The following is a 26,601-nucleotide window of genomic DNA, read 5'->3' on the forward strand; positions in this document are numbered from 1 at the left end:
GCGACGATAGCATTCGGACTACATTTACGATCGATCTATTAACAATTTTGACTTACTTTGGGACCTTCAATTTTCAGTTATGAGTACTGAGCAGTCAGCCGCCGCCCGTTTTGAGGAAGAATTCCGGTCCACCATCCCCCGCTATTTATCAAAGCCCGGGATTAATGTCGACCTGAAAATGCGCCATAAGGAAACGAACGAGGCGATGTCGTTTGCCGAAGCATTTCCCGAACAGTTTGCCAACTGGCAAACGATACAAAGCGCGTATGATCGCCGGAGCCTTATTTATTCGATCCTTGATAATATTATGGGAAAAGATCTGCAGTTGTGGCAGATCATCGAGCGGTTTACCGATGACCGGTACGCGCAGCGGGCAGTAGATACCGCGAAAGCACATGCCGATGCAACAGACGAGAACAGCGCTGATTATTGGGCAGCACTGGCCAAAGCCTATTTAGTTCTACTAAACTATCCAGCAGTTGAGGAAAACGCCCGCAAAGCATTATCGATAGATGCCAATTTTCACCGTGCGAAGATCGTGTTGGCCGATGGATATCACGCCACCGGAAAAACTGAGCAAGCGCATCAGTTGTATAACGAAGTGCTGAAAGACCGCTTACCCAAAACGCAGGCGCTTTCATTGACATTTGCGCAATTGGTGGGTTTTGACGGAAATATCCTTCCCTCGCCTTTTTATGCGCTTGATTGGCTGCAGGCGCATCCGGATACAACCATCGATACCTGGAACTGGGCGAATGACGAATTTTATTACAGTCCGCACTTTAGAACGCAATTCGCCTATTACCTGCTGAAACAAAAAGAAACAATGCAAGGACTGGTGAAGTTATTTGCCCTGGCGCAGGAGATGCCATGGTGTAAGGAAGCGGTGATCAACAGCTGGCATTTGATCAACCAGTTAGGCATGGCGGGTAATATGGAAAAAGCGTATGCCTGGCTGCAAAGTGTGATGGAGAACAACCAGTGGAACCCCAATGATCCGGGTTTGCAGCGGATGGAGGTGTGAGATATGAATGACTGTCTTTACCCCCTGAAAAAAGGTTCTACTATCGACTTTATACACGGATGCTTTGGCGGATGGTTAGTGCGACTCAAAAAGCGGCGAGTCAATAAAACGCGTGCCGTCAAACATAATTAGCAGAGATTATTACTTTACATTTCGTTTAATTCTTGAAATGATTATCTTATAAAAAAACAAAGCCAAAAAGCCGATACTCATCAAAACATTCAAAATACCATACCAATCAACATGTCTTTGAGACGTAAAATAAACGTAAACGAAATACTCACCCACGAAGCAGAAAAATACTATAATTAAAAAACGAACAAATACTTTCTGCTTAAGTGCAAAATATATAGGCCAGTAGCACAACAACATAACTATCACAGGTAAAAGCAGCAAAATAAATGCTAGGTAAACCCATTCTGCAAGGTCTTTAAATTCACTTATTTTTAGAATCCAGAAATTATTTTGAAAAAACATTAACAGCAGGTAAAAACAAAAGTATTTCACCAACATATATAAGAAAATATTCTTGTAACTAACTGACAACATTTATAGTCTTTTATACCAAATGGCAGGTTTATAAGTATGATCATAAATTCGCATTGAAGACCAGGCGCACGGAAGATTCGTTACTTATTTGCAAAATCCAACATCAGTTTTATTGAATTCAGTTCTTAGAGAATTATAGCAAGCAAATCACCAGAAAAAATAGCTGGATCTTCCTTTATCAAATATCCACTTTCCCGCACGATAACGTAATATCACATTTAGAGCGGCTTCATTAATTACCTTAGCGTTACCACTACGATCCATGCCATCACGGCAATATACTTTAGCTACCCCCTTAAAGTGAATTTCGTCCAACTCCTTATTGTAATGAAAATGCAAGGAGTCTGGAATATAATCCACACACTCTTCATCAATATAATACCCGATACAGATCTTCTCCCCTCCTATACTTCTGGTATCTAAAACTAATTTTAGAAAGTTGGTATCAAGTTTATATATATGGTAATAATCAAATTCCCTGTATGAATAGACGCCGCCAATCATTATTTGATTATCGATCCCGTAAAATTGATTATACTTAATAGGTAACAAAAATTGCATTCGCTGATCCCGAAAGTCAATGAAACTATAGGTATCATTCAAAACTGTAGGGGGACTGTCAGTCAACTTAACCAGGTAGACACTTATATTATGGGCAGGCACTTCCTTTAATTCAACACTGAATTGCGTCCTGGTAAAATATTTCTTACGAAGTATCTCTTCTATACTTTTTAGATCCAGATCATCTTTTTTATTGTCTATTGAATAAACTACCTCATTATAAATATTGATGGTATCGATGGTTGACAAACCAACCTGCGCCTTTTCTGGTTGTGAATTTCTACAACTGTAAAAAAACAGAACGAACAAAAACAAAGTCAGGGTTCTCATTATAGAGTGGTAAATTTTCATAAAGGTTTCTGCAAGTGTGAGTCATTTAATTGCCTTAACCGCTTATTTGGCGTAAAATACATAACAGCCGGTGTATAAGCAAGCGTATGGCCAGGCGGGCAGATGGTTTACGCATTGGCGCCTGGGAAAACAGGGTTTTAGTCTTATGCCATAAATATACAACAACATCAGGAGTCTAAGAACACAGCAAAAGTCCGGGTTTCATTCGAAACAAAAATATTTAAAAAAAGCACCTTAGTTAATCGCAACACCGGTCGTCTGCCGTTATGTGGAAGAAAGAAAGCAAAACAATCTCAAGTAATGCCCGGCAGCTTTTTACGCTAACATGATCAAGATCAATTTCAATCCTACCTACCATAAGATTGCATTAACTTAGAAAGACCATTAACGCACACCAGCATGTCAACTGCAAACTTGAACGAAGAAGAACTTTCCAACAATCAAATCAGCCAAAAAGAGGACGCACTAACCAGTAAGGAGAAAGATAATACGTTTGATAAGGATGAGATATTGAAGGAAATGATACTGGTATCGAAGCAAATTACTGAGGCAGCCCAACAACCGTTCGCGGAAGAAGATTCCTGGTGCAAAATTGGTGATATCCGCTACGGTCATCCTACTGCGTCTTTGCTTTTAAGATATAGAACACTGATGTGGACCGCTGCTCACCCACCTGATCCCCGGGGCGAGAAGTTTTTCTGCCGGCCGGCGCCATATAAAGTGAGGCTGGAAACCCGGGATCTCATGGATTTATTCGATGTAAGCCAACGCACAGCAGAGCGGGTCATCAAGGAGATCCGTGATGCTCGTGAAAGAACCGGTTTACGTTGGGTTACTGTGGAAGAATTCTGTACTTTACATAACCTGGATGAAGACTATATACAAAAGAGAATCCATGAATTCTTTTTAAAAAGATGGAACAAGATCAAACGGAATATTGATCTTGACGGCGACAATAAATGACCAACTGGATGACTTGTGTTCACTACCTGCCCACGTCGCAAGAACCGTTGCGCACTTTTCACTTCGGCTGTGCAACAAATGACAAGAACTAACGCGCTTTTCTTACGAAATACTTAACTGTTCATAAAAATCCGCGACTGGTGATAGCGGGTCGCTTACTCGACTCATTTTCCAGTTTGCTCGACACATTTGCAGCGTAACATGAGTGGGTTGCTGCCAAACTTTTGTCTCCTGGTAGCCAGGTTGCGCTACCAACTGCGCAATTTGCACCCAAAGCGTCGCACTCCCCTTTCACAGTTTGTTTATTACAGTTCATTGTCATCTACTTACTACCAAACTCACAAAGCTGTTATGGTTAGTTAGCCAACAAGCCTGTTTTGCAGGCTTTCAAACGTGTTTTCCAGCCAGACAGGGCTCAGTGGCAATGCAGCCTATTGCTCAAAACACTTCCTTTTAACCTGCAATTTTACTGACCACCGTCAGCCCCATTAAGTAGTTCTATGTAAAAAAACCGCCAGATTCGCCATTGTCGCCAACTATTTGGAAACCGGCCCAGGGCAACTATATATTTGATTCAACAAAGCAACCGTTAGAATCAAACGAATTTACTGCTACAAGTATAAAAGGATCCTACAGTAAATAAGGGAGAAACGAAACGGAGTTTTGGAAAAAGTATTATTGGCCAATTAGCTTTTTAAGGTACTGATACGGTAGCGTTGGAAACTAAATTTTAAAACTTTTAAATTTTGTAAAAATGAAAAATATAATATTAAGCGTTTACAAACGCCAATCAGACAGCGAATTGATCACCACCGGTTACCGGGTAACGGGGAAATTGAAAAACAATCCAAATTTCCCGAACCCGCCTGCTGAACTGGAGCAAGCAATAAAATTGTTGCCGGAATTCCAGACCTCAGTAAGTAATGCAAAAGGGCGCGATATGGAGGTCATTAATTTAAAGAATGAACAAAAGGCAGTGCTCATAACATTGCTTGTAGCGCTGGACAAGTATGTAACTGCTACGAGTAACGGCGACCGGGGTATGTTATTAAGCAGCGGTTTCCCTGTTGCTGGCGACAGGTACTACCAGGCAGAACCGGTTATTTCACAAATGGAAGTGGAACTAGGTCCACCCGGAGAAGCTACTACCCGTATTAAACGGTTACGGGGTGCACGGGCATATATGCACCAGTATACTACGGAACCGCCAACTACCGAAACAGTATGGGTCAGCGAAGGGAGCAAGTTTGCGTTTTATACGTTCAGCGGGCTCAATTCTATGGCGAAATACTGGTTCAGGGTAGCAGCCATTAGCCAGGATGGGCAAATGATATACTCGCCGGTGATTACGAAGGTGATTCAGTAGCTCCTGAGCGTCGCTTCCCTCAATTACCAATTTTGGTAGTAAACTTTATAAAAACATCCTGAAAACAAAGATCCCACCTTGCGGTGGGATCTTTTTCTTCCATGACTTAAAGGTTACTAGATCAAATACTGCTATGTGTTGAAACGGGTTGCTCGTTCTTTTTGTCCTTCCCGGAAGCCTCGTTAGGGCTCCCGGGTACGGATGGACACATCTTCAGAGGATAAGTAACTACTTTAAATTTCTTGAATAATCTATTATGGCTGTGGATAACCTTCGTTCTGACCGAATTCCTTAGCATTCAGCAACGCACTCAATTCATTTTGCGGAATTGGGCGTAAGCGATGATATGGTTGCACCAAGGTTTGATCAGGGTTCCATTTTTTAATATATCCTACCCAGTCTGTCCCATTTTGGAACACTCTTTTCAGATCATACCAGCGTTGAAGCTCACCTGCAAACTCGCGTCCACGCTCATCCAAAATAAAGTCAATAGTAACATCTCCGGGTGCCACTTCCATTGCGGCTGCTTGGCCAGGCAGTGCCGCCCGTTTTCTGATCTCATTTACATATTTGGCTGCGTTTACCTGATCGTTCAATTTTACAAATGCTTCTGCAGCGATCAAATACATTTCAGACAGGCGCATGATCATGGCATCTCCAAAGTCAGTAGTTCCACTAAATGTACGGTTTGCATTTACAAACTTTTTGAATGATGGATAAAGGGTTGCTGTAGCTTTGTTTTCTACAATAGCGGCACCTTGCTTGTGCTGGGGATTAACGTACAGATCATTGCGACCAACTGCCAGGTATCTCTTTGTCTTTCTGTTAAACGGCAGCACTCCTTTTGTACACCACATAGCTGTATCACCTGCCGCAAGCGTTGTTCCCACTAAACTGGGATCCCTTTCAAGCGTAGTTGAACTTGTATCAGCAACTTTCCATGTATAGTTCTGATTGGCGATCCATACTTCCTGAAACCAAGTATTATAACGCGCATCCTTGGTTTCATCGAACAGATCGAGCATATGCCATGTTGGCATCAGACGACCTTCTCCATCAACGCCATAGGCATTAACAGGTGTCGAATTCATTGCTCCCTTTCCTGTATAACGTGTTAACGTATACTTGAATATCCGGTTACCATTCGCACCGGTAAGGGCGTTTAGATTGGCATTAGTCTGATCATATGAAAGCACAAACAGCGCTTCCTTATTTTTCGCCCGATCAGCAGCAGGACCATAAACAGAGCTGCCAACTTCAGCAACATTCTGATACAGATCAAGATTCCCCAATGCTGCTTTATTGTTGATTACTTCCAGTGCTGCGTCCTTTGCTTTTGTAAACCACGCTTGTGCATCAGCGCCGGTTGAATAGTAAGCCCGCGTTAGCAACACTTTTGCCAACAGCCCCATGGCCGACTTTTTAGATGCACGGCTATATTCACCAACAGGCCAGCTTACAGGCAGGTTATTTTTCGCAAACTCGAGATCACTGATCATTACATCATATACATCTTCAGGTTTACTACGTGTTGGATACAGATCAACCCCTTCGGCAGCTTCCTTTGTGTTCAAGATTACGCTGCCAAATTGCTCTACAAGATGGTAATAATATAAAGCTCTCAAAAAATGCAATTCACCAAGACGCTGATTTTTATCAGTTTCGTTCGTGAAATTGGCTTCGTCGATTCGGCCAATCCCGGCATTGCACAGGTTAATAGATTTGTAGCATGATGTCCACGCTTTTGTTGGCTGCGACTGGGTAGGCGCCAACGCTTCATAGTATACAATTTGCCTTGCATAACCTGATCTGCCAGCGGAATACCATAAATCGGTGCCACCTTCCAACAACCACATACCATCTTCCTGGCCATAAAATAAATGCAATTCCTGATAAGCGGAGTTCACCAGGCTCGAAAAGCCTGCCGGCGTATTCCACATATTTTCAGCGGTAGCGCTATGCGGATTAAACTCTTCGAGTTGTTTCTTACAAGAAGTAGCGGAGGTAACCAAAAAAGCCGCTACTGCATATGATAGATTTTTAAGCTTTTTCATTTGTAATAATCATTTAAGAGTTGAGAATTATTTAGAAATCGATGTTTGCACCAAAAACAAACTGGCGTGTCAATGGTGTATTTTCAGAACCACCTCTTTCAGGATCATAATTCTTTAACATCTTATTTTTTGTTTTTGTCCAGATATTATTACCGGTAACATACAGGCGAATCCTATCAGCAAACACTCTTCTGCTGGTCTGAGTTGGCAGTGTATATGCAAATGTAGCCGTCTTCACTTTAAAGAATGAACCATCAACAAAGTTCAAAGAATAATAACCTGTATATCCTGCATTAGAAAAAGAAGCACCTTGGCGTGGACGTGGGAACTCATTGGTTGGATTTTCGGGTGTCCAGTAATTAAAGTCTGCCAGACCATTTCGGTCGCCACCCACGTTATAACGAGCAGCCATAAAGTCAGCATTAATAATTTGTCCATAGCGGGCAACCAGGTATACGCTCAATTCAAATCCTTTATAGTTGAACGTATTCTGCAAACCTCCATACCATTTGGGAACGTCTGCTCCTACAAATCCACGGTCGTTAATTGGATCAATCACATTATCACCATTCTTATCCTCAACTTTAATATCACCTTCCTGGTAAATGTAGTTACCGAACTTTACAGTTCCATCTTTGTTTTCATCTTTTTGCCAAATGCCGATCTTGTTGTAACCAAACCATGATTTAACAGGATGATTAACCATTAATGAATTATCCTCCTTATCAATTATATCCTGACTGGTGATCAGATGGGTAAGTTTTTCACGAGCTGAAGTGAAAGTTAATGTAGTAGTCCATCTGAAATTGCCTCTATTCATGTTAACTGATGACAACGCAAGTTCAATACCTTCATTCTCAGATGAACCCAGGTTTTGCCACATATGTGTGAAGCCAGAAGAGAGCGGCAACGGACGCAAGAAAAGAATGTCGGTTGTTTTTGATTTGTAGGCATCGATAGTACCATAAAAGCGGCTCTTGAACAGAGCGAAATCAAGTCCCACGTTGGTGGTTGCAGTTTTTTCCCAGCCTACGTTCAAATTACCGGCAACCTTGTCAAAGCTGGCCACAGTAATCGGTGTATTACCAAGAATTGCATTACCAGTAGCCAAAACGCTTTGTGTTCCGTACGCCTGCATAGAAGCGTTACCCGCCTCACCATAAGTAGCGCGGATCTTTAAGTTATTTACGAACCAGGCGTCCCTCATGAAATCCTCCTGGTGAATATTCCAACCAATACCGGCAGAGGGGAAGTAATCCCATTTTTTATCTTTCGACAAACGGGATACACCGTCAGCACGCATTGTAGCCGTCAGAAGATACTTTCCCTTGAAAGTATAGTTCAAGCGACCTGCATACGAGAAGGTAGTTGTTTTAAAATAATTGGAAGTCGTTTGACGGGTAGTAGTCTGGGTACCATCAAGGTTATAAAACTGCCAATTAACCAGCGTTTGTCTCAAACCGGTTACATCAGACACTTCGCGTTCGGAATGGGTATAGTTTGTAAGACCGGTAAGAGTAATGTTGTGATCGTTAAACCTGCGGGTATAAGTTACTATATTATCCCAATTATAAAAACGTGTAAATTCATTGGTGATCTTGGCTGTAGAACCATTAGCCGGTTTGTTATAGTTCTGCAATGTTACAGAATCATAAAATTCACCTCTTCTGCTATAACCAAGCGTAGTACCAAGGTTGGAACGAACGCTTAAGCCGGTTATAGGGGTAATCTCCAGATAACCATTAGCAATAAGATTACCTCTTTGCGTATTGTCTATATAAGCCGCACCCCGTTCGTCAGTTAACGGGTTCAGGAAGTTCTTATTTTTAGGATCAGGTTCATTAGACGGAATCATCGGAAATAATTTGATATTTCCAAGACTGTCATATACATCTCCAAACGGTACCATGTTATTTACCTGCGACATAGGGTCGATACGGCCGTTTGTAGTTTGGTAAGTCAGCTGTGTCATAAACCCAGCCTTGAACATATTGCTAATACGCTGATCGTAATTCAAACGGGTATTATAACGGGTATTATCGGTTCCACGCAGCACACCTTCCTGTCTGTAAACGCCAGCGGAAAAATAAACTTTGGTTTTATCGCCACCAGACTGGATAGACGCAGTGTGGCTTTGTTCAATACCGTTGCGGGTGATCAAATCCAACCAATCAACCCATTTGCCTGCCTGGTAATACGGGAGCTCATATTTATCCAGCACAGCTTCATCAGTAGGCACGTTAGGATCATTAGGATTGGCACCGCGCCAGGCTTCTTTTCTGAAGTTTATGAAATCCTGTCCCATACGAACCTTAGGATAATTTACATCGTTTACACCATAGAATCCGGCATAAGATACCTTAGGACGGTCTTTACCTCTTTTGGTGGTTATAATGATCACCCCGTTCGCACCCTGCCATCCGTAAATAGCAGTAGCAGAAGCGTCTTTCAATACTTCCACCGACTCAATGTCATTGGGGTTCAGGTCAGAAATACTTCCTCCCTGGAAACCATCAATGATTATCAAAGGTTCGCTGCTTGAACCTGCAACACCATTATTTGTACCATTCAGGGTTCTGTTACCACGCAACTGGATAGAAACGCCACCACCGGGTGCACCGCTGGTACGGTTGATATCCAAGCCAGGAATTCTACCCTGCAAAGCTTCTGCAGCATTTGAAACAGGCGTAGCAGTTACCATACCGGGTTTTATCGAATACACAGAACCGGTAAGGTCTCTTCTTTTTGAAGTACCATAACCTACTACCACCACCTGGTCGAGGTCGGCATTGTCGTAGGCCATGCTAATGTTGAAGGTTGAATCGTTTCCTACTTTTTGTTCCTGTTGTAAAAAGCCTACAAAGCTGAATACAAGTACGGAATTTGGAGAGGATACTGGAATGCGGAAAGTTCCTGTTACATCGGCGGTGACACTTATTCGGGTGCCAAACACGTTAACATTCACCCCGGGAAGCGGATTCCCCGACGGGTCTTTAACCTTACCTGTAACAACTCTTTCCTGTGCGATCAGGTACGTGCAGTTAAGTAGCATAAAAAACGCCATCATCATCAGGCATTTCAAGGACGACGGTTTTCCAATCATACAACAGTTGTTTAAGATTTATGTTTTAACAATTGAGAGGAGCATATTTAACCAAGGAACAATTACTGCTACTACGTGCATAGCTACGCGCAAAGAGATGGGGTGGATGTTGGTTTTTCGGATATTGCATACAGATCACAAGAAACGGCTACACGCCTGGTGAAACAATGTCATTTCTTCCTAAAATGATGGAACATCTTACTATTCCATAACAACTTACCTATATACCAGAAAATACAAGCATATTACATTGACCACTATCACCATTACTTAACATAACGGTAATGCAGTGGCGTAACCACTTACTGTTTTTCCTAATATGTAGCAGCGATTATTTAATTCAATAATCCATCTCCTTCCTAGTTGGCGACAGCAATCGTTATTTTTCAAATAACCAATCCAACGCTCCGGCGTTTTCAGTTACGCCAAGCCCGGCATCAACTACCGGCAATGGATCATTATCGTTTATAAAGCCCAGCAGTAAACATGACCCCTTACCTAATGTAAGTGTATGTGTGCCGGGTTGAAACGTAAATGCATGTATGTTTATTGCGGGGAAACCATCTATTGCCAGGGCATTTGCGACTTTTATTTCAGCCTGTCCAAAATCATTGGCGCTTGCATCAACCTCCAATGTTGGCTCCGGCAAATAAGCATTATTTTTCTCTGCAAAATAAGCTACCAGCAATTTTACCGCTGTATTCGTTTTGAATTTCAGACTGGTGCCTTCTGTTATCTGCCTGCTCTGGCTGTAATGAATACCTTGTAAACCGGTTAAGAACGCTGGCAGATCATTGATCACCACACTCAGATCAGGGAAGATCTGGGCATTCTTTTGTACAGTATATCTTTTAATGTTCTCTGTCAGGATCTCTACAGGCGCATTCTTAAATGGCTTCAGCGCGGTAACGCCAGCTCCTGCTCCCTGCTTCTTCAATACGGCAATATGCTTTTTGAAGTTTTCGAGCTCGCGCTCATAATAAGGCAGCAACTCTACCCAGGTCTTGTTCTTTCCATCCCTTCCTACAACCGGGATCTTCCGTTGCGCCGTTTGCATACTGTTCGCATACAAATAAGTAGTATCTGTACGTGCCGCCAACTCCGCAAAATACTTCACACTCTTTTCCAGCAGCGGAACAGCCTGCTCCAGGTCAGCTACATTATTCGAATACTTGAACTTCAATACCTGTATGGCTGCCCGGGCCTTCCAGGCATAGTATAACGCCATCGACTGGTAGCAATACATATCATTCTTTAACCGGTTGAATTCTTCCCGGTTCATCTTTACATAAGGCGCTGCCTTTTCAATGGCCGCTACCGCTTTCGCGCCATGTTCAATGATCTCATCCGCTATCTGCACCGGCGTTTCGCCTATGTGCGGTTCCTTCTTCGCTTCCTTTTCGGCATACTCTATGATCATCTCCCCTTCGGGGCTTTCTGAATTATATAACAAAGTGAATAAGCCAAAACGTTTGGGATCTATCAGCTGCGTCATTAACATGCCCAGTGTCATCGTCTGACGGTTGCCATCGGTAATTCCATAGCGCCGCAGGATCTTGGGAGAAATCTCTCCTGATTCCTCATACGCTTCCACAATATGTTTTGCCTGCTCTGGCGAACAGCCAAATTTGGAAGCAAGGCTGCCTGACCAGTAAGCCACCTCATTCTGCCGATTGCGATTGGCCTTCCAGGCATACCGTGCCCAGGTTCTGTACCAGATCCAGTTGCGCTCCACTTCCAATAAACGGGGCGTAGTTTTGTCGGCTGTATATGGCCAGTCCCAATAAGAGGCCTGCGGATACAGGTGCAATCCGTTCGCTTCCATGATCGTGTGCATCGCCTGCACACTTTTCTGGATAAAATCGGGTGAGCCATAACGGAACGGCTCCAGGTTGGCCAGGATATGCACGTTCTCTATTTGCACGGTCCCAATGCGGCTAAGGCTGCGGTGCAGTTCTGCCCAGGGACCGCGGGGTTCATACGTTGTCAACGCTTCACCATTGAACTTTGCCTCCGTATACAGGTTCTTATAAATGGGTAAGGCTTCTTTCATCACCCGTGGCGCGTCGGTATCGTGCGCGCGCAATACGATCGGCGGCTCGTCTTTCTTGCCCAGCATTTTCAAACCATCCTGCACGCCCGGAATAATGGTCTTTGTAAACCAGTCCACATCATCCTGCCCTACTCCTTCCATGGCCTCGCCCAATGCCACCATCAGGCCCACGTTGGGATACTTGGCCACGAATGCGGCTATGGATTTACGCGTGTAATCGGAGATCAATGGAATGATCGGCCGGTTACGGTCCTGCGTTTTTATATTGTGCTTTTCAGCAAATGGCTTTGATACAATTATGTTATAGAACATTTGTATTACCCAGATGCCGCGTTTGTCTGCTTCTGATGTGAGAAAGGCAAACAGTTCTTCATTCTTTTTAAATGTGGCATCGTCTACTTCCACTGCATAGGGATACTCTTTGGTACGTACGAGCGAAGCAAACGGGTGGCCATTCCACAAATACAGTGAGTTCAGGCGGTTCACTACCAGTGAATCGAGGTACTGGATCCAAAGTTTTTTATCGTATAACCAGGGAAATGTTTCAGGTGTATACGGATATTCATATACGGTCCTTCCCGGTAAATAATATGGCTTTTGTACGCCTATACAGGTTCCGCGCAATACCATTTCCGGTTTGTCGACTATTGAGAAATTCGCGGGGATCGCTTTTTTATTGCTTACCTCTTCAGCCAGCTCGAGGCAGCCGTATAAAGCGCCTGAGGCATCGGTACCGGCAATGATAACGCCTTTGCTATTGCTTTTTATAGAAAATCCTTCTTTGCCAGTTGTATCGGGTTTCAGTTGAAAGGCCCCGGCGGCTTTTTTGATCAGTGCATCGCCATAGTTACCTGCTACAATGGTCGTTCCGTTGGCTGCAAATTTTGCATCGCCGGAAACCACTACTTTATAGCCGGCGCTACGCAAGGCCACCGCCAGTTTCTCTGTTCCGTACTTGACTCTCGGGGAGCTGTTCGCAGTTACAATAGTAACGTTCTTATCCGCGGGTTTGTCAGAAGCCCAGGTAGTGTTAAGGGTCACCAGGCTAACAACCAATACAAGAAAGCCTTTCATTAGAATAGTTGTGATTTAAAAATTTACGGTTTAGATATCTCTATTAGTGTATTTAAATTATTGTAATTCCATTAGTTAATTATCACATCAGCTAATTAGCTCATTGAGTCTGACCCCTCCCCGCCCACTCGACATATACGCCGCTTCTACACATGCCATCGTATATATGCAATCTTCCACTGAGTTATCGGGTGTTGATATTTCGCCGGCTGCTGCCTGCATCACCTGTTCCATACTGCCTATAAATGCATGCGGGAACCAGCTTCCTTCCACAGCCAGTGTTTTCCATTCACCGGGCTCATTGCCCGTCATAGTGATATATTGAAACTGATCTGCCACCCCATGCGGGTAGTTCATAAGCAGTCCCATATTTATTTTAACGGCGCCCTGCGTTCCTTCGAACTTTATATAGGAATGCTGGTGCTCCAGTCCGAACTTGTGACAATGGTTGGTGATGATATTCGCCCTGATGGTATCACCATAATCCATAATGATGTTGCTCCGCACAGATGCCAGCTGGCTCATATCAGGATGTTTCACCGTTTTTGCATACACGCCGGCCGGATTTCCAAAGAATGTTCGTACCAGGTCGATATAATGGATGCTGTGATATAATATCTCCACCCGGGGCGATTCGTACAGGAATGTCCATAAATGCCAGGGAGTGAAAACGTTCACATTTATTTCAATATCGCACAGTTGCCCAAGCGCACCCTGTTCGATCAATTTTCTCGCAGCTTTTATGAAGGGAGCATAACGCAGTTGAAAGTTTATGGCTGCCACCAGGTTTTTATCCCTGGTGTACTGCAGAATAGCTTTGGCCTCGTCATAATGATTGCCCATTGGTTTCTGGATCAACACCGCTGATCCGGCAGGCAGGTACTCCAGCACCTGCCTGATCGCTGAACCGGGCACTGCTACATCATACACTACCGGCGACAGGTTCAACCGCACTGCATCTTCAATTCGCTCGAAGACCATCGGTATATTGAACTTCTGCGCGGTGTTACGGGCTTTCTCTTTATCTATATCAAAAATACCGGCCACATTATAACCAGCCAACTGGTAGGCCGGCAGGTGTGCATCGTTTACAATACCGCCAGCGCCGATAATAACAATGGGTGCTTTATATGATAATGCTTCCTTCACTTAATTTTGAATAGTGGCAAAATTATGAGTTTGTGGTTTATGGTTTGTGGTTTGTGGTTCTTCCGGTGTAACCGGCTGATTAAATTTATACCTCCCGAATGGGAAACAACTACAAACAACAAACTACGAACTACAAACTATACACTGCCTAAGTAATTTCCATATGTTAAGGCAAGCACCGCTATTACTAAAATAATAAGGGCCAAAACAAGCGTAACAATCGTTTTCCGGCGGCATTTCACCCATTCGCGCATCAACAAGCCCGCCACCGAGCTGAATAAAACCAGCATGATCATGTGTATAGCCCAGCTGCTATACTGGTATTTCCCCATGCGCACATGTCCTAACCCATAAAAGAAGAATTGTGAATACCACAACATGCCGGTGAGTACAGCCATGACAAAATTTACCAGCAAGCGATTGTTGGGTCCACTTTGCCGGTACTCGGCAAACGTTTTTTCTTTGCGGTGCAGGTATATGCAATATATAAGGGTAGATACAAAAGCGCCTGAATTCGAAAAAATGTAAACAATATTGATCTTGAAATTTCCACTGCCATATTTTGCAGCCACTTCCGCGATCGGTTCGCCCTGATCGATCGAAAAGCCATACACGGCCGATAACACTCCTGCGAGGAAACAAAGCGGTAAACCTTTGGCCAACGAAAAGGTATGGCCTGTATCGTGGTTTAATCTCAGATCATTTTCTTTAAACCGGCCTGCCACGCCACAGCAGGCAATGCCCAGCGCACCGATGATGATGCCGGCCATGACCCAGCTGGCGCCGTTCTGCGAAAACAGGGAGGCCAACTGCCCGTGCACCAGCGGCGGCAATAAGGTTCCCAATACGCAGGAAATACCCACGGCAATGGCATAGGTGAGTGAAAATCCTACATACCTGATAGCCATACCGAAAGCAGTACCGCCAATACCATAAGCCACACCATATATAAAGGTTTTAACCATGGCATCGGAAGGCGCTTCCCGTAATACAGTGCCAATTTGGGGAATAGTTAACCAGGCGATCGCCAGCGGTAATAATAACCAGCAAACAGCGGCCTGCGCCAGCCAATAGGTTTGCCATGACCATTTCGCCACTTTCTTTTGCGGCGTGTAACACATGGCTGCACAGGAGGCTCCTACTGAATGATATATGACACCGGTTATTACTTCCATCTGGTTTGCACTCGTTATTTAATTGTCAAACACACATTAATGTTACAACACAGTACAGGATCGATTGTATTAAAAACGCTAAATATAGCGTTTTATCATAACGTCAATAATACATTTATATATCTTAATACTGGTTTAATAAATTTCTAATCAAAGATTGTAAAAGGCTACCGCATTCTTATATGCCGCTTTCTGAAGGGCGGCATCGGTCAGTACATTAGATAGCACTTTCATATACTGCTGCCAGGTGTGCTGATAGGTTCCCGCCAGCAGGCTCACCGGCCAGTCGCCGCCACAGCAAACGCGGTTCTCGCCAAAATGTTCCAGTACAAATTCAATATATGGCTGAATATCGTCGGTGGTCCAGCTACTGCCTTTTTTGGAACAGGTACCCAGGCCGGATATTTTCACATAAAAGTTCTTGTGCGATGCGGCTGTTCTCATCAGCTCGCCCCATTCGCCAAACCGCTCGCCGGTGGCAATGGGCGGCTGGTTCATGTGATCGAGCATCAACCTTAATTCCGGCACTTTCTGCGCTACTTCCAGGGCCGTTATCAAATGCTGGGGAGTTACACCCACCACATCGTACGGCACATCATAAGCCGCCAGCACAGAAAGACTTTGGGTCACCGCCGGTTGTAATAACCATTGCGGATCGGGTTCATCGTGTATCAGGTGGCGCACCCCCTTAAAATAAGGATTACCCAGGTATTCTTTGAGGGCGGTTGCTGTGAAGGAAGGATCCTGTAAAGGCATCCAGCCCACTACCCCTTTTATCCAGCCGGTTGCATTGGCAACCTGTAACATCCAGTTCGTGTCTTCAAAATTATTGGCCGCCTGCACCAGCACGCCGCCGGTAATGGCGGTCTTTTCTACTTCGGCCTGTAATTCTTCTATATCGTAATTGCGGTTAAGAATAGAGGTATCGTTCTTCAACCACTCATACTCGGCTTTTGCAAAATTCCATATGTGAACATGCGTATCGATGATTTCCATGGCAATCCGTTTATATCGAATATTGATTAAGGTTTGTGTCAGCCGCAAGATACTAATAAGCAGTTACGGCCTCCCCGCTTTCTGCTTTATATCTCATAATTCGATATTGGATGCTTTTACGCCAAACTGTTCTTCTATCTGTTCATTATGTTCACCCAGCATCGGGGCACCGATGTCGGAAGTATAAAGCTCTCCGTCGATCCTGATGGGGCAACGGGTAGTGGTTATAGAAAGTCCGTTGCTGGTCTTTACCTTCAACTCCATATTCAGCGCCTGGTAACCGTTCTCCTGTACCAGCGTATCGTAATCGAGCACTTTTGCGCACCAGATATCGGCTGGTTCCAGCACGGCCAGCCAGTCTTCTGTATTGCGGCCAAGCAAATGGGCAGCGAGTATGGTCTTGATCTCATCCCGCTTTACAAACCACTCGGCTGTATTCGTAAACTGCTGTAACGGGTCGCATTGCAGCAGGGTTGCCAGTTGTACAATATTACCCATGGCCAGCGCGAGGTAGCCGTTGGCTGTTTTATAAATGCCATAGGGGGCCGACAAATACGCATGTCCATTATTGATCTCACTGCGCACCGGTAATTCGCGGCCGTCGTTATAAAAACAGGTGAGCACTTCAAACTGGAAATCGAGTATTGATTCCAACATGCTTACCTGCACCAGGCTGCCTTCGTTGGTAATGGCCCGCTGGTATAATGCGGCCAGAATACCCTGGGCAATATGGGTCCCTGCCAGGATATCTACAACCGCCACACCCATAGGCGTAGGATTATCGCTGCGGTTGCTGCTCAACCAGGTCAATCCTGATACGGCTTGCAACAACAGGTCCTGACCGGGCAGGTCTTTCCAGGGCCCTTCATTCCCATAGCCACTTACCTCGGCGTAAATGATCTGCGGGTTAATGGCCTTTACTGCTTCATAATCCAGGCCCAGCCTTTCCATAACACCGGGGCGGAAATTATGCATCAGCACGTCTGCCTGGGCAATGATCCTTTTTACTTTCTCCAGGTCTTCTTCATTCTTCAGGTCAGCCGCATAACTTTGCTTGTTGCGGTTGATGGCGTGAAAAATAGTAGACTCCCCTTCTATCATCACATTCGACACATACAATTGCCGGCAGATATCGCCTACGCCCGTACGTTCGATCTTGATCACCTGCGCTCCCATATCGGCCAGTCGTAAACCAGCCGAAGGGCCAGATAAGAACTGGCTGAAATCAACAACTATTATATCCTGTAAGGGTTTCATTCCTTCTTTTAATGATTAGGTTTTACTACCGGCATTCCGGTTATTAGTTTGCTGTTACAGGTTTCAGGTTACAAGTTTCAGGGGGAAAAAGTTGATTTTGCGTTTTTAACATAAAACCCTGCAACCTGGACCTTGTAACCTGTAACGCATCATTTACCGTTTAAGACTTCACTTTAAGCAATTCCTTATTTATTTGTTTCGTATGCTCTCCCAATTGCGGTGCCGGTTTGGACGAAAATAACCGCTGGCCATTGATGCGTATCGGGCAACGGGTAGTTGTAATATCCTTTCCCTTCGATGTAGTGATCGTTTGTTCCATTTGCAAACAGGTATACGCTTCCTGCTCTGTCAGTCTTTTCCAATCCAGCACTTCCATCGCCCAGAGGTCTTTGGCATGCATCTTTTCAAGCCATACCGAAGATGGTTGCGTTAACAGGTGTTTGGCCAGCACCGACTTGATCTCATCCCGCAAACTAAAGGCAACCTTTTGGTCGTAAGCCATCAGTTCATTACAGCCAATGGCTTTTGCCAGTTGCTTTATATCTACCATCGCGATGGCAATATGCCCGTCGGCCGTAGCGTAAATGCCATACGGCGCATGTAATAACGGATGGCCGTTATTCACTTTGCTGCGTTTCGGCAATTTGCCACTGCTATGATAAGTAGTTAATAATTCAAACTGAAAATCGAGTAAGGATTCCAGCAGACTGATCTCTATTAAAGCGCCAGTGCCGGTCTTGTGCCTCCTGATCAATGCGCTCAAAATACCCTGCACCAGTTGTGAACCGCATAAATTGTCAGCAATGGCCAAACCAAAAGGCATGGGATTGTCTTTGGCATTGCCGGTGGTATATGCCAAACCGCTCATCGACTGCAACAGCAGGTCCTGACCAGGGCGGTTCTTCCAGGGGCCTTCTTTGCCATACCCGCTGATGGCGCCATATATAATACGTGGATTGATCTTTTTTACTTCCGGGTAACCCAGGCCTATCTTCTCCATAATGCCTGGCCTGAAATTGTGGGTGAGCACGTCTGCTTTTTCAATAAGCTTCTTCACCATCGCCAGATCTTCCGGATTCTTGAGATCGGCTGTATAACTTTCTTTATTGCGGTTGATGGTATGGAATAACAGGGAGCTGTCATCTGTCCAAAGGTCTTTGATAGATAACCGGCGGCAGGCATCCCCGGTATCGGGACGCTCCACTTTTATGACGCGCGCCCCCAGGTCGGCCAAACGCAAGCCGGCTGAAGGCCCGGACAAGTACTGGCTGAATTCCAGCACCAGCAATCCCTGTAAAGGCAATCGACTCATATTGACAAGCTCATTTTTTCGCCCTTGCGGCTTTGTTGATAAATGCGGTCTATTTCTTTCAGCACGTTCTCAGGATTTCCGCCCTGTAACATGTATTGTTGAACCGGGTCTCCGGCATGATCCTGAAAATGAAGGTACCCATTATAGCGCGGACGCATGTAACCATTCTTCATCACCGGCATTACGGCATGGAAAAAGCTGTTCGTAAGCACGTTTGCCATGTTGTTCGTCCATGCGGCCAGATGCCCTGGCTGCCCGCCATGCTGCACATAAAAAGTTGACTGACACTCTTCGCTGCAAACCCAGGCTGCAAATTCAACGGCTTCTTTCTTATGTTTAGTATATGACGATACGGCCAATCCGGTGCCGCCAATAGTACTGCGTAACCGTTTTTTGCCAAAATGAACCAGGTTGGCATAGGTCAGCAAATGTTTCGCATAGCCTACCCTGGCATAATTGGAATAGCAATAGGCAAAGGGACAATACCAGTAATCGTTGGTGGTTGACATCAACTCCGCCACCTGGATAGGATTACAGGAGAACAGTTTTTTATCGATCAGCGAATACAGCTCCCGCATGGTTTGCAAAGCCTGTACGCCCGTTTCTTTACTTATCACCTGCTCGCTGCTGCGAAATGGTTCTTCGCCCAACGCAATACAGAACATGTAAAAGTTCATGAGTGTATCTATGGGGATGGAAGGAATAGCCACCTTGCCATCTTTCGCCAGGGCAATCAGTTCTTCCCAGGTATCGGGCACGGCTACACCGTTGTGTTGAAACAGATCGGCCCGGTAACTGGCAGCAGGCGTGGCGGCATCGATGGCCAGCGCCCACTGGTGATTATCGTAATAATAGCTTATATGCGATTCGCCTACCGTATTGCTCGACTGGTTATGCAGATAAGCAGCCGGTAAATATTCATCGAGCGGTAATACACTGTTCGTAGCTGCTGCACAACCTACCCAGGGGTGGTCGATGATCAGCAGGTCGTAATCATTTACCAGTTTTTCCAGGGGAAAATCGGCAAACTCCTGTAAGGTCCTTTTCTTCCATTGTATGGTCACCTTTGGGTTGAGCTCCGAAAAACGCTGGGCCGCCGCCAGTAATGGGGTAATGCCTCTGCTGTGCCCCCAGGTAATGCCGTTCAAAACGATTTCAGCCATATCTTTCCTAACTTTCTTTTTTATTTACCAACAATACGTGTTCACATACCATCACCAGCTCACCGTGTTGGTTAAATACTTCTACCAATTCGGTAACCAGGCCATACCCTGGTTTTTTATGTTCTTTTTTATTTGAGATAGTAACAGTGGCTTTTATTGTGTCGCCAATGAAAACAGGTTTTATAAAACGGAGCCGGTCGTAGCCATAGGTCATAGACACTTCATTGATCACATGCGCTGTTAAACCTACCGCAATGGTAAAGATGAGGGTACCATGGGCAATACGCTTTTTAAAGGGCTGGGTCTTGCACCATTCTTCATCCATATGATGGGGGAAAAAATCGCCGGACTGGCCTGCATGAATGACAATATCTGTTTCAGTGACCGTACGTCCGCCGGTGGATCGTTTTTCGTTCAGTTCGAATTCTTCAAAATATTTAATAATACCCATACAGGATGTAGAAATTATCTTATATTCTTTGATCAGATTTTAAAAATCAAGCTAATGGTTGGCATAATGCCATTATAAAATACATGATCCAGGCTGGTGAATAGGCTGATGTGGCCACGTGCAGATGTAGAAAATGGAACCATTTTTTTCATAAGCAACTCTTTTTCAATCGTAATAGATCTCAGGCGTTTTACAACCAGAATATCATCGGATGCCTGTTAAGAACTGTCATTTATCACATTCGGAGTTGATGGAAAGACGTGCCACGTCAGTTTGAGACAGTCGCTTTTGAGAGCTTCAGGTAATTGTTAACTGGCCTTTATCGTCGTTTGTAGATACAAAAACAATGCAGGCACACGTGGCACGCCTCGTCCTTGCTGCTTTTGCTAAATAACCAACACTGAACGCTTTAAAGTGGAAAGCTACACAATATTGCCACGGGCGTCAATGTCAGGTTTAACTGAAATGATGGAATATTTTACTAAATAATAATGGCCTGCATGTAACAACTAAAGCACTTTTAAGCGAAAGCCCTCCATATCTTACTAAATTCAAGGCATTTGGGGTTACAGGGTGCAGGTTACAAGTTACAGGTTACAAGTTACAGGTTGAGTCGTTTAGGGAGTGGTGCCTTAAATGGCAGGCGGTTAGAAAATCGACAGCGGCTTCGAACGAAAGAACCACAAACCAAAAACCATAAACCAAAAACTCCCGAAAAGTGACCGCGGCCTCCAATGCAAGAACCAACCCCCACAAATCATCAACCATAAACCAGTAAAAATGAAACAACCGTTTGCGTGTTCCTTTTCGAAACTAAGGCTGTAAGTTTGAAAAAAGCCACGATTCAACAGACGATCCATGTTCAATAATATCTTAACCCGGTATGGACTTAACCCCGAACATTACACGGTACAGGCCTTTGGCAGCGGTTTGATCAACCACACCTGGAAGATCAGCAAACCGGATGGCCAACCCTGCTATATCCTGCAAAAGATCAATACCGCCGTGTTCAAAGAACCGGAAGCCATTGCCAATAATATTACAGCACTGGGCAGCTACTTACAACAGCATTGCCCCGGGTACCTTTTTGCGGGCGCTTTGCCAACTACTGCCGGTGAACACCTGTGCCTAAACGAAAAAAACGAGTATTTCCGCCTTTTTCCCTTTATTGCCCGGTCGCACTCCATCGACATGGTGTTTACCCCCGAACAGGCTTTTGAAGCAGCGCGCCAGTTTGCCCGCTTCACTAACCTGTTGAGCGGCTTCGATGCCAGCCGCCTGCAGATCACCATACCCCGGTTTCATGACCTGTCATTGCGGTATCAACAGTTTGTTTCCGCCCTTAACGAGGGTAATTCCTTTCGCATCCAGGACAGCTCCGGACTGATCGCTTATTTACAAGAGCAGCAACACCTGGTTGATTCGTACGAACGCATTAAAAAAGATCCGGGCTTCAAACTGCGGGTCATTCACCACGATACCAAGATCAGCAACGTGCTGTTCGATGATGATCATAAAGGTCTTTGTGTAATTGATCTGGACACCGTAATGCCGGGCTATTTCATCAGCGATGTAGGCGATATGATGCGCACGTATTTATCAGCCGCCAATGAAGAAGAAAAGGAATTTCAAAAAATAACCGTCCGCGATGAATTCTTCACGGCCATTGCCCGCGGTTACCTGGGCGAAATGCAGCATGCACTCACAGCCACCGAAAAACAGCATTTTGTTTATGCCGGCCAGTTCATGATCTATATGCAGGCTTTGCGTTTTTTAACGGATCATCTCAACAATGATGTATATTACGGCGCCCGTTACGATGGACATAATTTTATCAGGGCACAAAACCAGGCAGTGCTCTTGCAACAGTACACTGCGAAGGAAGGATTGTTTAACCAAATTATTTCAACTATTTAAACATGACCACTGCTAAAACGCTGGTTGTCCCCATGAGCACACAGCGCACCAACACAACAGCTATTTTCATTATCGGCTTTTTGTTCTTTATTTTCGGTTTCATCACCTGGTTGAACGGCAGCCTTATCCAGTTCCTGACACTGGTTTGCCAGCTGGAAAGTGATGTACAGGCCTTTTTTGTGACCTTCGCATTCTATATGGCCTATTTCTTCCTGGCCATACCATCTTCTGTTATTTTAAAACGCACCGGCTTCAAAAAAGGAATGGCGCTGGGTTTACTGGTGATGGCCATCGGTTCGCTGATCTTTATTCCGGCTGCTAAAGAAAGAAGTTTTGGCCTCTTTCTCACCGGCTTGTTTATACAGGGCATGGGGCTGGCATTGCTGCAAACCGCGTCCAATCCCTATATCAGTATCATCGGTCCTATTGAAAGCGCTGCCAAGCGTATCAGCATCATGGGCATTTGCAATAAGATCGCGGGTATCAGCAGTCCGTTGATATTAAGCGCCGTACTGTTAAAAGATGCCAATTCACTGGAACAAAATATCAATAAAGCCACCAGTATAGCCGAAAAAGAAGGCTTGCTGAATGCACTGTCGGCCCGGGTGATCAATCCTTATATCATCCTGGCAGTTGTACTGGCTATCCTGGCATTCCTGTTATTGAAATCGCCCCTGCCCGAACCGCCGGCTGAGGAGGAAGAAAACACTACTACTATTAACACTGCCAGCAATAAAAAAAGCATTTGGGAATTTCCGCACCTGTTACTGGGCGCCTTATGTATCTTCTTATATGTTGGTGTTGAAGTAATGGCCGGTGATGCCATCGGTATCTATGGCAAAGCCATGGGCATGCCATTGGAAGAAACCAAAAAATTCACCTCCTTTACACTGGCCGCTATGCTGGTGGGCTACGTTATTGGCATCTTCACCATTCCTAAACTTATTTCACAACAAACTGCATTGCGGGTATCTGCCCTGCTGGGAATTGCTTTTTCTATTGGCGTATTTGTTACCAGCGGTTATACCGCCATTATATTTATTGCGCTGTTAGGACTGGCCAATGCCCTGATGTGGCCTGCCATCTGGCCCCTGGCCATTGACAAGCTGGGCAAATTCACCAAAACAGGTTCTGCCCTGCTGGTTATGGGTATTGCTGGCGGCGCTATTATTCCATTAATTTATGCATCACTTAAAAAAGAAGATGGATTGAACATGCCTAACCACCTGGCTTTCTTCATTTGTATGCTTCCTTGTTATTTGTACATTTTATATTACGCCATTAAGGGGCATAAAGCGGGGAAGACAATGTGACAATGTGATGATTCGATAATGTGATAATGAAATACAAATACACGCAAGATGCCACCCCCTTTGCAGGAGGTGGCATCTTTGGTTTTATGATCCGCTTTATTCAAACGGTTCGCAACTGTCATGATCATCATACGGATCGTACAGCGGCAAGAGATCAAAAACGCCGAATACGTCAAAAAGATCGATCAGTAGATAATATAAAAAGTACCGCCACATAAACATTGTGCATTTTTAGCGTTCTTCCCACTTTCGCTGAAGTAACGGACGGGCAGGCGTTTTGCGTTCTGCGTTCTGCGTTTTGCGTTCTGCGTTTAGCGTTTTGCCTACCATTGGATCTTATACATTATGTCCGGAAAAAAACCGATCTGGTTTACAGTGCCCACCTGCTTCTGCACCGGGTTATACCGGCGGATAAACACATTGTCGCGATTGGTCACATTCTGCAGATCGAGATAGAAGGTTTGTGACAGCCGCCGTTTGCCGCTGTTCAGCCGGAAACCAAAACGGGTATCGAGCCGGAAATAATCATCAAACTGTTCCGTATTGTAGCGGGTTTCATCGAGCTTCTCGGTGCCTGCACGCGCAGAAGCCGCCAGGTCTATCGGTGTATAGTAGCGTCCACCGGAATAGGCCATCTTGAGATCCACGGTAAACACATTGCGGCCGCTGTTGCCGAGCTTCCATTCCCTACCCGCCAGCACGTTCAATACATTATTATTGTTGAAGGTTGAATTGCGCTCGATACCATCACTGCCTTTGTATTTACTCTCAAACAAAGAAGCGGTCGTGAGCAAATAATAACCCTTGCTGAAGAATTTTTCAACGGTCATTTCTACGCCTCTGTTGAAACCCGTACCGTTGTTCACCAGTCCGGCCTTTTCGGGAAATGTATAGTCGGCGCCACTGTTCAGAATCGAAAATCCGCTGGCTGTTCTTTCAACGGGGGCGTCAAAAATATCCTGGTAGTACAGTTCTGCTTTCAGACGCCAGTCTTTGGCAAAGGCCCAATCGTACCCAAAAATATAATGATGTGCTTTCGTGAAACCGAGATCGCGGTTGGTTTGGTCGAAGCTACCATTGGGCAATTGTTGTTGATACAGGTACACCGGCAACGGCTGCAACTGGCTGTGCAGACCATAACTTACAGTAAGGGTCTTTGTATTGTCGAGCGCATAACTCAAGGAAGCACGGGGTTCAACAGCCGAGCTTTCGTTAAATGTATAATACATACCATGCAAGCCGGCGTTCAGCGACAATTTCTCCGTAAACCGGTATTTGCCCTGCACATAGGGTTGCAGTAACCAGGAACTGCCATCATAATCTCGAATAACTTCCCAGTCGGGTCGGCCATCGCGTGTAGTCAGAAAGGTGTTCAGTCCATTCTGCTCCGCTAAAAATCCGCCGCGCATGGTAAACCGGGCACTCAGCTTTGAATTGATATACGTAGAAAAGCGCAGGCCGGTATTCGACGTTTCCTGGTGGGCATGGTACTGCCGCTCGGCCAGGGAATCATAATACTTATAGGTATCGCCTTCATTGCTGGTATAGGAATACGAGAGCACCGAACGGAGATATGAATGGCGGCCTACATCAATGGTATGTTTAACACCTACAATGCCTATGCGTGATTTAAAATAAGTATCCTCATCCTTATTGGCAAACATATCAGTTGAATCGAGATCGGCGCCGATGAAATCTATATTGCTGGTGCCTCCCATGCCAAAAATGCCGAACTTACCTAACTTTGAATTCGCAAAGTTGAGATGGAAGATCAGGTCCTGGTACCTGGGAACGGCTTCGGTTCCGAACTGCAATCCAACCGACTGCGCCAGCTGCGCAAATGAATAACGGTAGCCTATGAGAAAGGAAGAGCCGTTCTTCTTTTTGCTTAAAGGACCTTCGATCATGGCTTCCAGTCCGCTAAAAGCATTCAGTTGCAAGGTCTTTTCCACCTTATCCTTATTACCTGTGCGCAACGAGAGATCGAACACCGCCCCACTGGCATTGCCGTATTCGGCCGGAAAAGCACCGGTGTAAAAATCAGAGTTTTTCAATGCATTTGTGTTCAGTGCACTTACCGGACCGCCTGTTGTACCCAATGTAGAAAAGTGGTTGGGATTGGGAATGGGAATACCTTCCATGCGCCATAAAACTGCTGCAGGCGAATTGCCGCGCACCACAATGTCATTACGCGAATCGTTGGTTGAAGAAACTCCGGCAAAATTACTGGCCAGGCGGGCGGGGTCATTACGGCCACCTGCATAGCGGGTCACCTCATCCATACTGAACGAGCGGGCGCTGCTGCCTGCAAATTCATTCAGGGCCATGCCTTTCCTCGCACGGGGGGCCGATACCGTTACTACATTCAATGCATGGATCGATTCTTCCAACGACACATCCAGTATTACCTGCTTACCAATCGTTACCAACACTTCGGGAATGGAAACCGGCTTGTAACCGACAGAGGTAAAGGAGATCCGCTGACGGCCTACCGGCACATTGGGGAGTGTATAGTTGCCCGTTGAATCGGTAGTGACGCCGATAGACATGCCGGCCACGGTTACACTAACACCGGCCAGCGGTTTTTCGGAGGCCTTGTCAACAACAGTGCCTTTCACGGTTTGGGAGCTGTGCTGCGCCTGCAGGCGGTGGGTGGCCAAAGAACATATCACCAGCCAGGTCATCATGAACACTGCTGGCTTGCGAATGAGATCGAATAAATTCAATAGCATAGTGGGATATTACTTTATACCCCAAAAATGCCTGATAC

The 26,601-nt window shown here is 45.2% G+C and carries 17 protein-coding genes; 5 read left to right on the forward strand and 12 right to left on the reverse strand.

Translation table 11 applies throughout. The features are described 5' to 3' along the window. The first annotated feature begins 79 nt into the window (after positions 1-79). Positions 80-1,024 carry a tetratricopeptide repeat protein gene (locus JUB15_RS19240; protein WP_207514190.1) on the forward strand — a complete coding sequence of 315 codons (945 nt, stop codon included), beginning with the start codon at positions 80-82 and terminating at the stop codon, positions 1,022-1,024. A gap of 696 nt (positions 1,025-1,720) precedes the next feature. Here the strand turns inward: JUB15_RS19240 and JUB15_RS19245 are convergent. Continuing rightward, positions 1,721-2,464, reverse strand: coding sequence for a hypothetical protein (locus tag JUB15_RS19245; protein WP_207514192.1), 744 nt, complete (start codon positions 2,462-2,464; stop codon positions 1,721-1,723). Positions 2,465-2,884: 420 nt separating this feature from the next. Here JUB15_RS19245 and JUB15_RS19250 point away from each other — a divergent pair, with 420 nt between their 5' ends. Further along, positions 2,885-3,448 carry a hypothetical protein gene (locus JUB15_RS19250; RefSeq protein WP_207514194.1) on the forward strand — a complete coding sequence of 188 codons (564 nt, stop codon included), beginning with the start codon at positions 2,885-2,887 and terminating at the stop codon, positions 3,446-3,448. 754 nt (positions 3,449-4,202) lie between these two features. Continuing rightward, positions 4,203-4,814 (forward strand): hypothetical protein, encoded by a 612-nt coding sequence (locus JUB15_RS19255; RefSeq protein WP_207514195.1) that lies wholly within the window; start codon positions 4,203-4,205, stop codon positions 4,812-4,814. Between the two features lie 254 nt (positions 4,815-5,068). Here the strand turns inward: JUB15_RS19255 and JUB15_RS19260 are convergent, their stop codons facing one another. The 10 genes from JUB15_RS19260 to JUB15_RS19305 form a co-directional block, all read right to left on the reverse strand. Then, complete coding sequence (locus JUB15_RS19260; RefSeq protein WP_207514196.1) at positions 5,069-6,868, reverse strand: RagB/SusD family nutrient uptake outer membrane protein; 1,800 nt, start codon at positions 6,866-6,868, stop codon at positions 5,069-5,071. Between the two features lie 31 nt (positions 6,869-6,899). Next, positions 6,900-9,920 carry a SusC/RagA family TonB-linked outer membrane protein gene (locus JUB15_RS19265; protein ID WP_207514197.1) on the reverse strand — a complete coding sequence of 1,007 codons (3,021 nt, stop codon included), beginning with the start codon at positions 9,918-9,920 and terminating at the stop codon, positions 6,900-6,902. Between the two features lie 430 nt (positions 9,921-10,350). Further along, the gene (locus tag JUB15_RS19270) at positions 10,351-13,098 is read right to left on the reverse strand and encodes an alpha-d-galacturonidase (protein ID WP_207514198.1); all 2,748 of its coding nucleotides are present in this window, start codon (positions 13,096-13,098) and stop codon (positions 10,351-10,353) included. Between the two features lie 87 nt (positions 13,099-13,185). Then, complete coding sequence (locus JUB15_RS28810) at positions 13,186-14,247, reverse strand: Gfo/Idh/MocA family protein (RefSeq protein WP_207514199.1); 1,062 nt, start codon at positions 14,245-14,247, stop codon at positions 13,186-13,188. Between the two features lie 137 nt (positions 14,248-14,384). After that, complete coding sequence (locus JUB15_RS19280; RefSeq protein ID WP_207514200.1) at positions 14,385-15,422, reverse strand: L-rhamnose/proton symporter RhaT; 1,038 nt, start codon at positions 15,420-15,422, stop codon at positions 14,385-14,387. Positions 15,423-15,572: 150 nt separating this feature from the next. Continuing rightward, positions 15,573-16,418 (reverse strand): amidohydrolase family protein, encoded by an 846-nt coding sequence (locus JUB15_RS19285; RefSeq protein ID WP_207514202.1) that lies wholly within the window; start codon positions 16,416-16,418, stop codon positions 15,573-15,575. A gap of 93 nt (positions 16,419-16,511) precedes the next feature. Next, a complete protein-coding gene (locus JUB15_RS19290) occupies positions 16,512-17,675 on the reverse strand; it encodes a CaiB/BaiF CoA transferase family protein (protein ID WP_207514204.1) in 1,164 nt (387 codons plus the stop codon). Between the two features lie 160 nt (positions 17,676-17,835). Beyond that, positions 17,836-18,987: a CaiB/BaiF CoA transferase family protein gene (locus JUB15_RS19295; protein WP_207514205.1), complete on the reverse strand. Its 1,152-nt coding sequence runs from the start codon at positions 18,985-18,987 to the stop codon at positions 17,836-17,838. Next, the gene (locus JUB15_RS19300; protein WP_207514208.1) at positions 18,984-20,150 is read right to left on the reverse strand and encodes an ABC transporter substrate-binding protein; all 1,167 of its coding nucleotides are present in this window, start codon (positions 20,148-20,150) and stop codon (positions 18,984-18,986) included. The genes JUB15_RS19295 and JUB15_RS19300 overlap by 4 nt, the downstream gene beginning before the upstream one ends. A 7-nt stretch (positions 20,151-20,157) precedes the next feature. Then, complete coding sequence (locus JUB15_RS19305; RefSeq protein ID WP_207514210.1) at positions 20,158-20,601, reverse strand: MaoC family dehydratase; 444 nt, start codon at positions 20,599-20,601, stop codon at positions 20,158-20,160. Between the two features lie 858 nt (positions 20,602-21,459). On the opposite strand from JUB15_RS19305, the gene JUB15_RS19310 reads away from it, so the two are divergent. Together JUB15_RS19310 and JUB15_RS19315 are read left to right on the forward strand one after the other, a co-directional pair. After that, complete coding sequence (locus JUB15_RS19310; protein WP_207514211.1) at positions 21,460-22,518, forward strand: phosphotransferase enzyme family protein; 1,059 nt, start codon at positions 21,460-21,462, stop codon at positions 22,516-22,518. A gap of 2 nt (positions 22,519-22,520) precedes the next feature. Continuing rightward, positions 22,521-23,831, forward strand: a complete 1,311-nt coding sequence (locus JUB15_RS19315; RefSeq protein ID WP_242696430.1) for a sugar MFS transporter — start codon at positions 22,521-22,523, stop codon at positions 23,829-23,831. A 323-nt stretch (positions 23,832-24,154) separates the two neighbouring features. Here JUB15_RS19315 and JUB15_RS19320 read toward each other — a convergent pair whose 3' ends face one another. Further along, positions 24,155-26,563, reverse strand: coding sequence for a TonB-dependent receptor (locus JUB15_RS19320; RefSeq protein ID WP_207514212.1), 2,409 nt, complete (start codon positions 26,561-26,563; stop codon positions 24,155-24,157). Between the last annotated feature and the right edge of the window lie 38 nt (positions 26,564-26,601).

This window comes from Longitalea luteola (genome assembly GCF_017356035.1).
GTDB lineage: Bacteria > Bacteroidota > Bacteroidia > Chitinophagales > Chitinophagaceae > Niastella > Niastella luteola.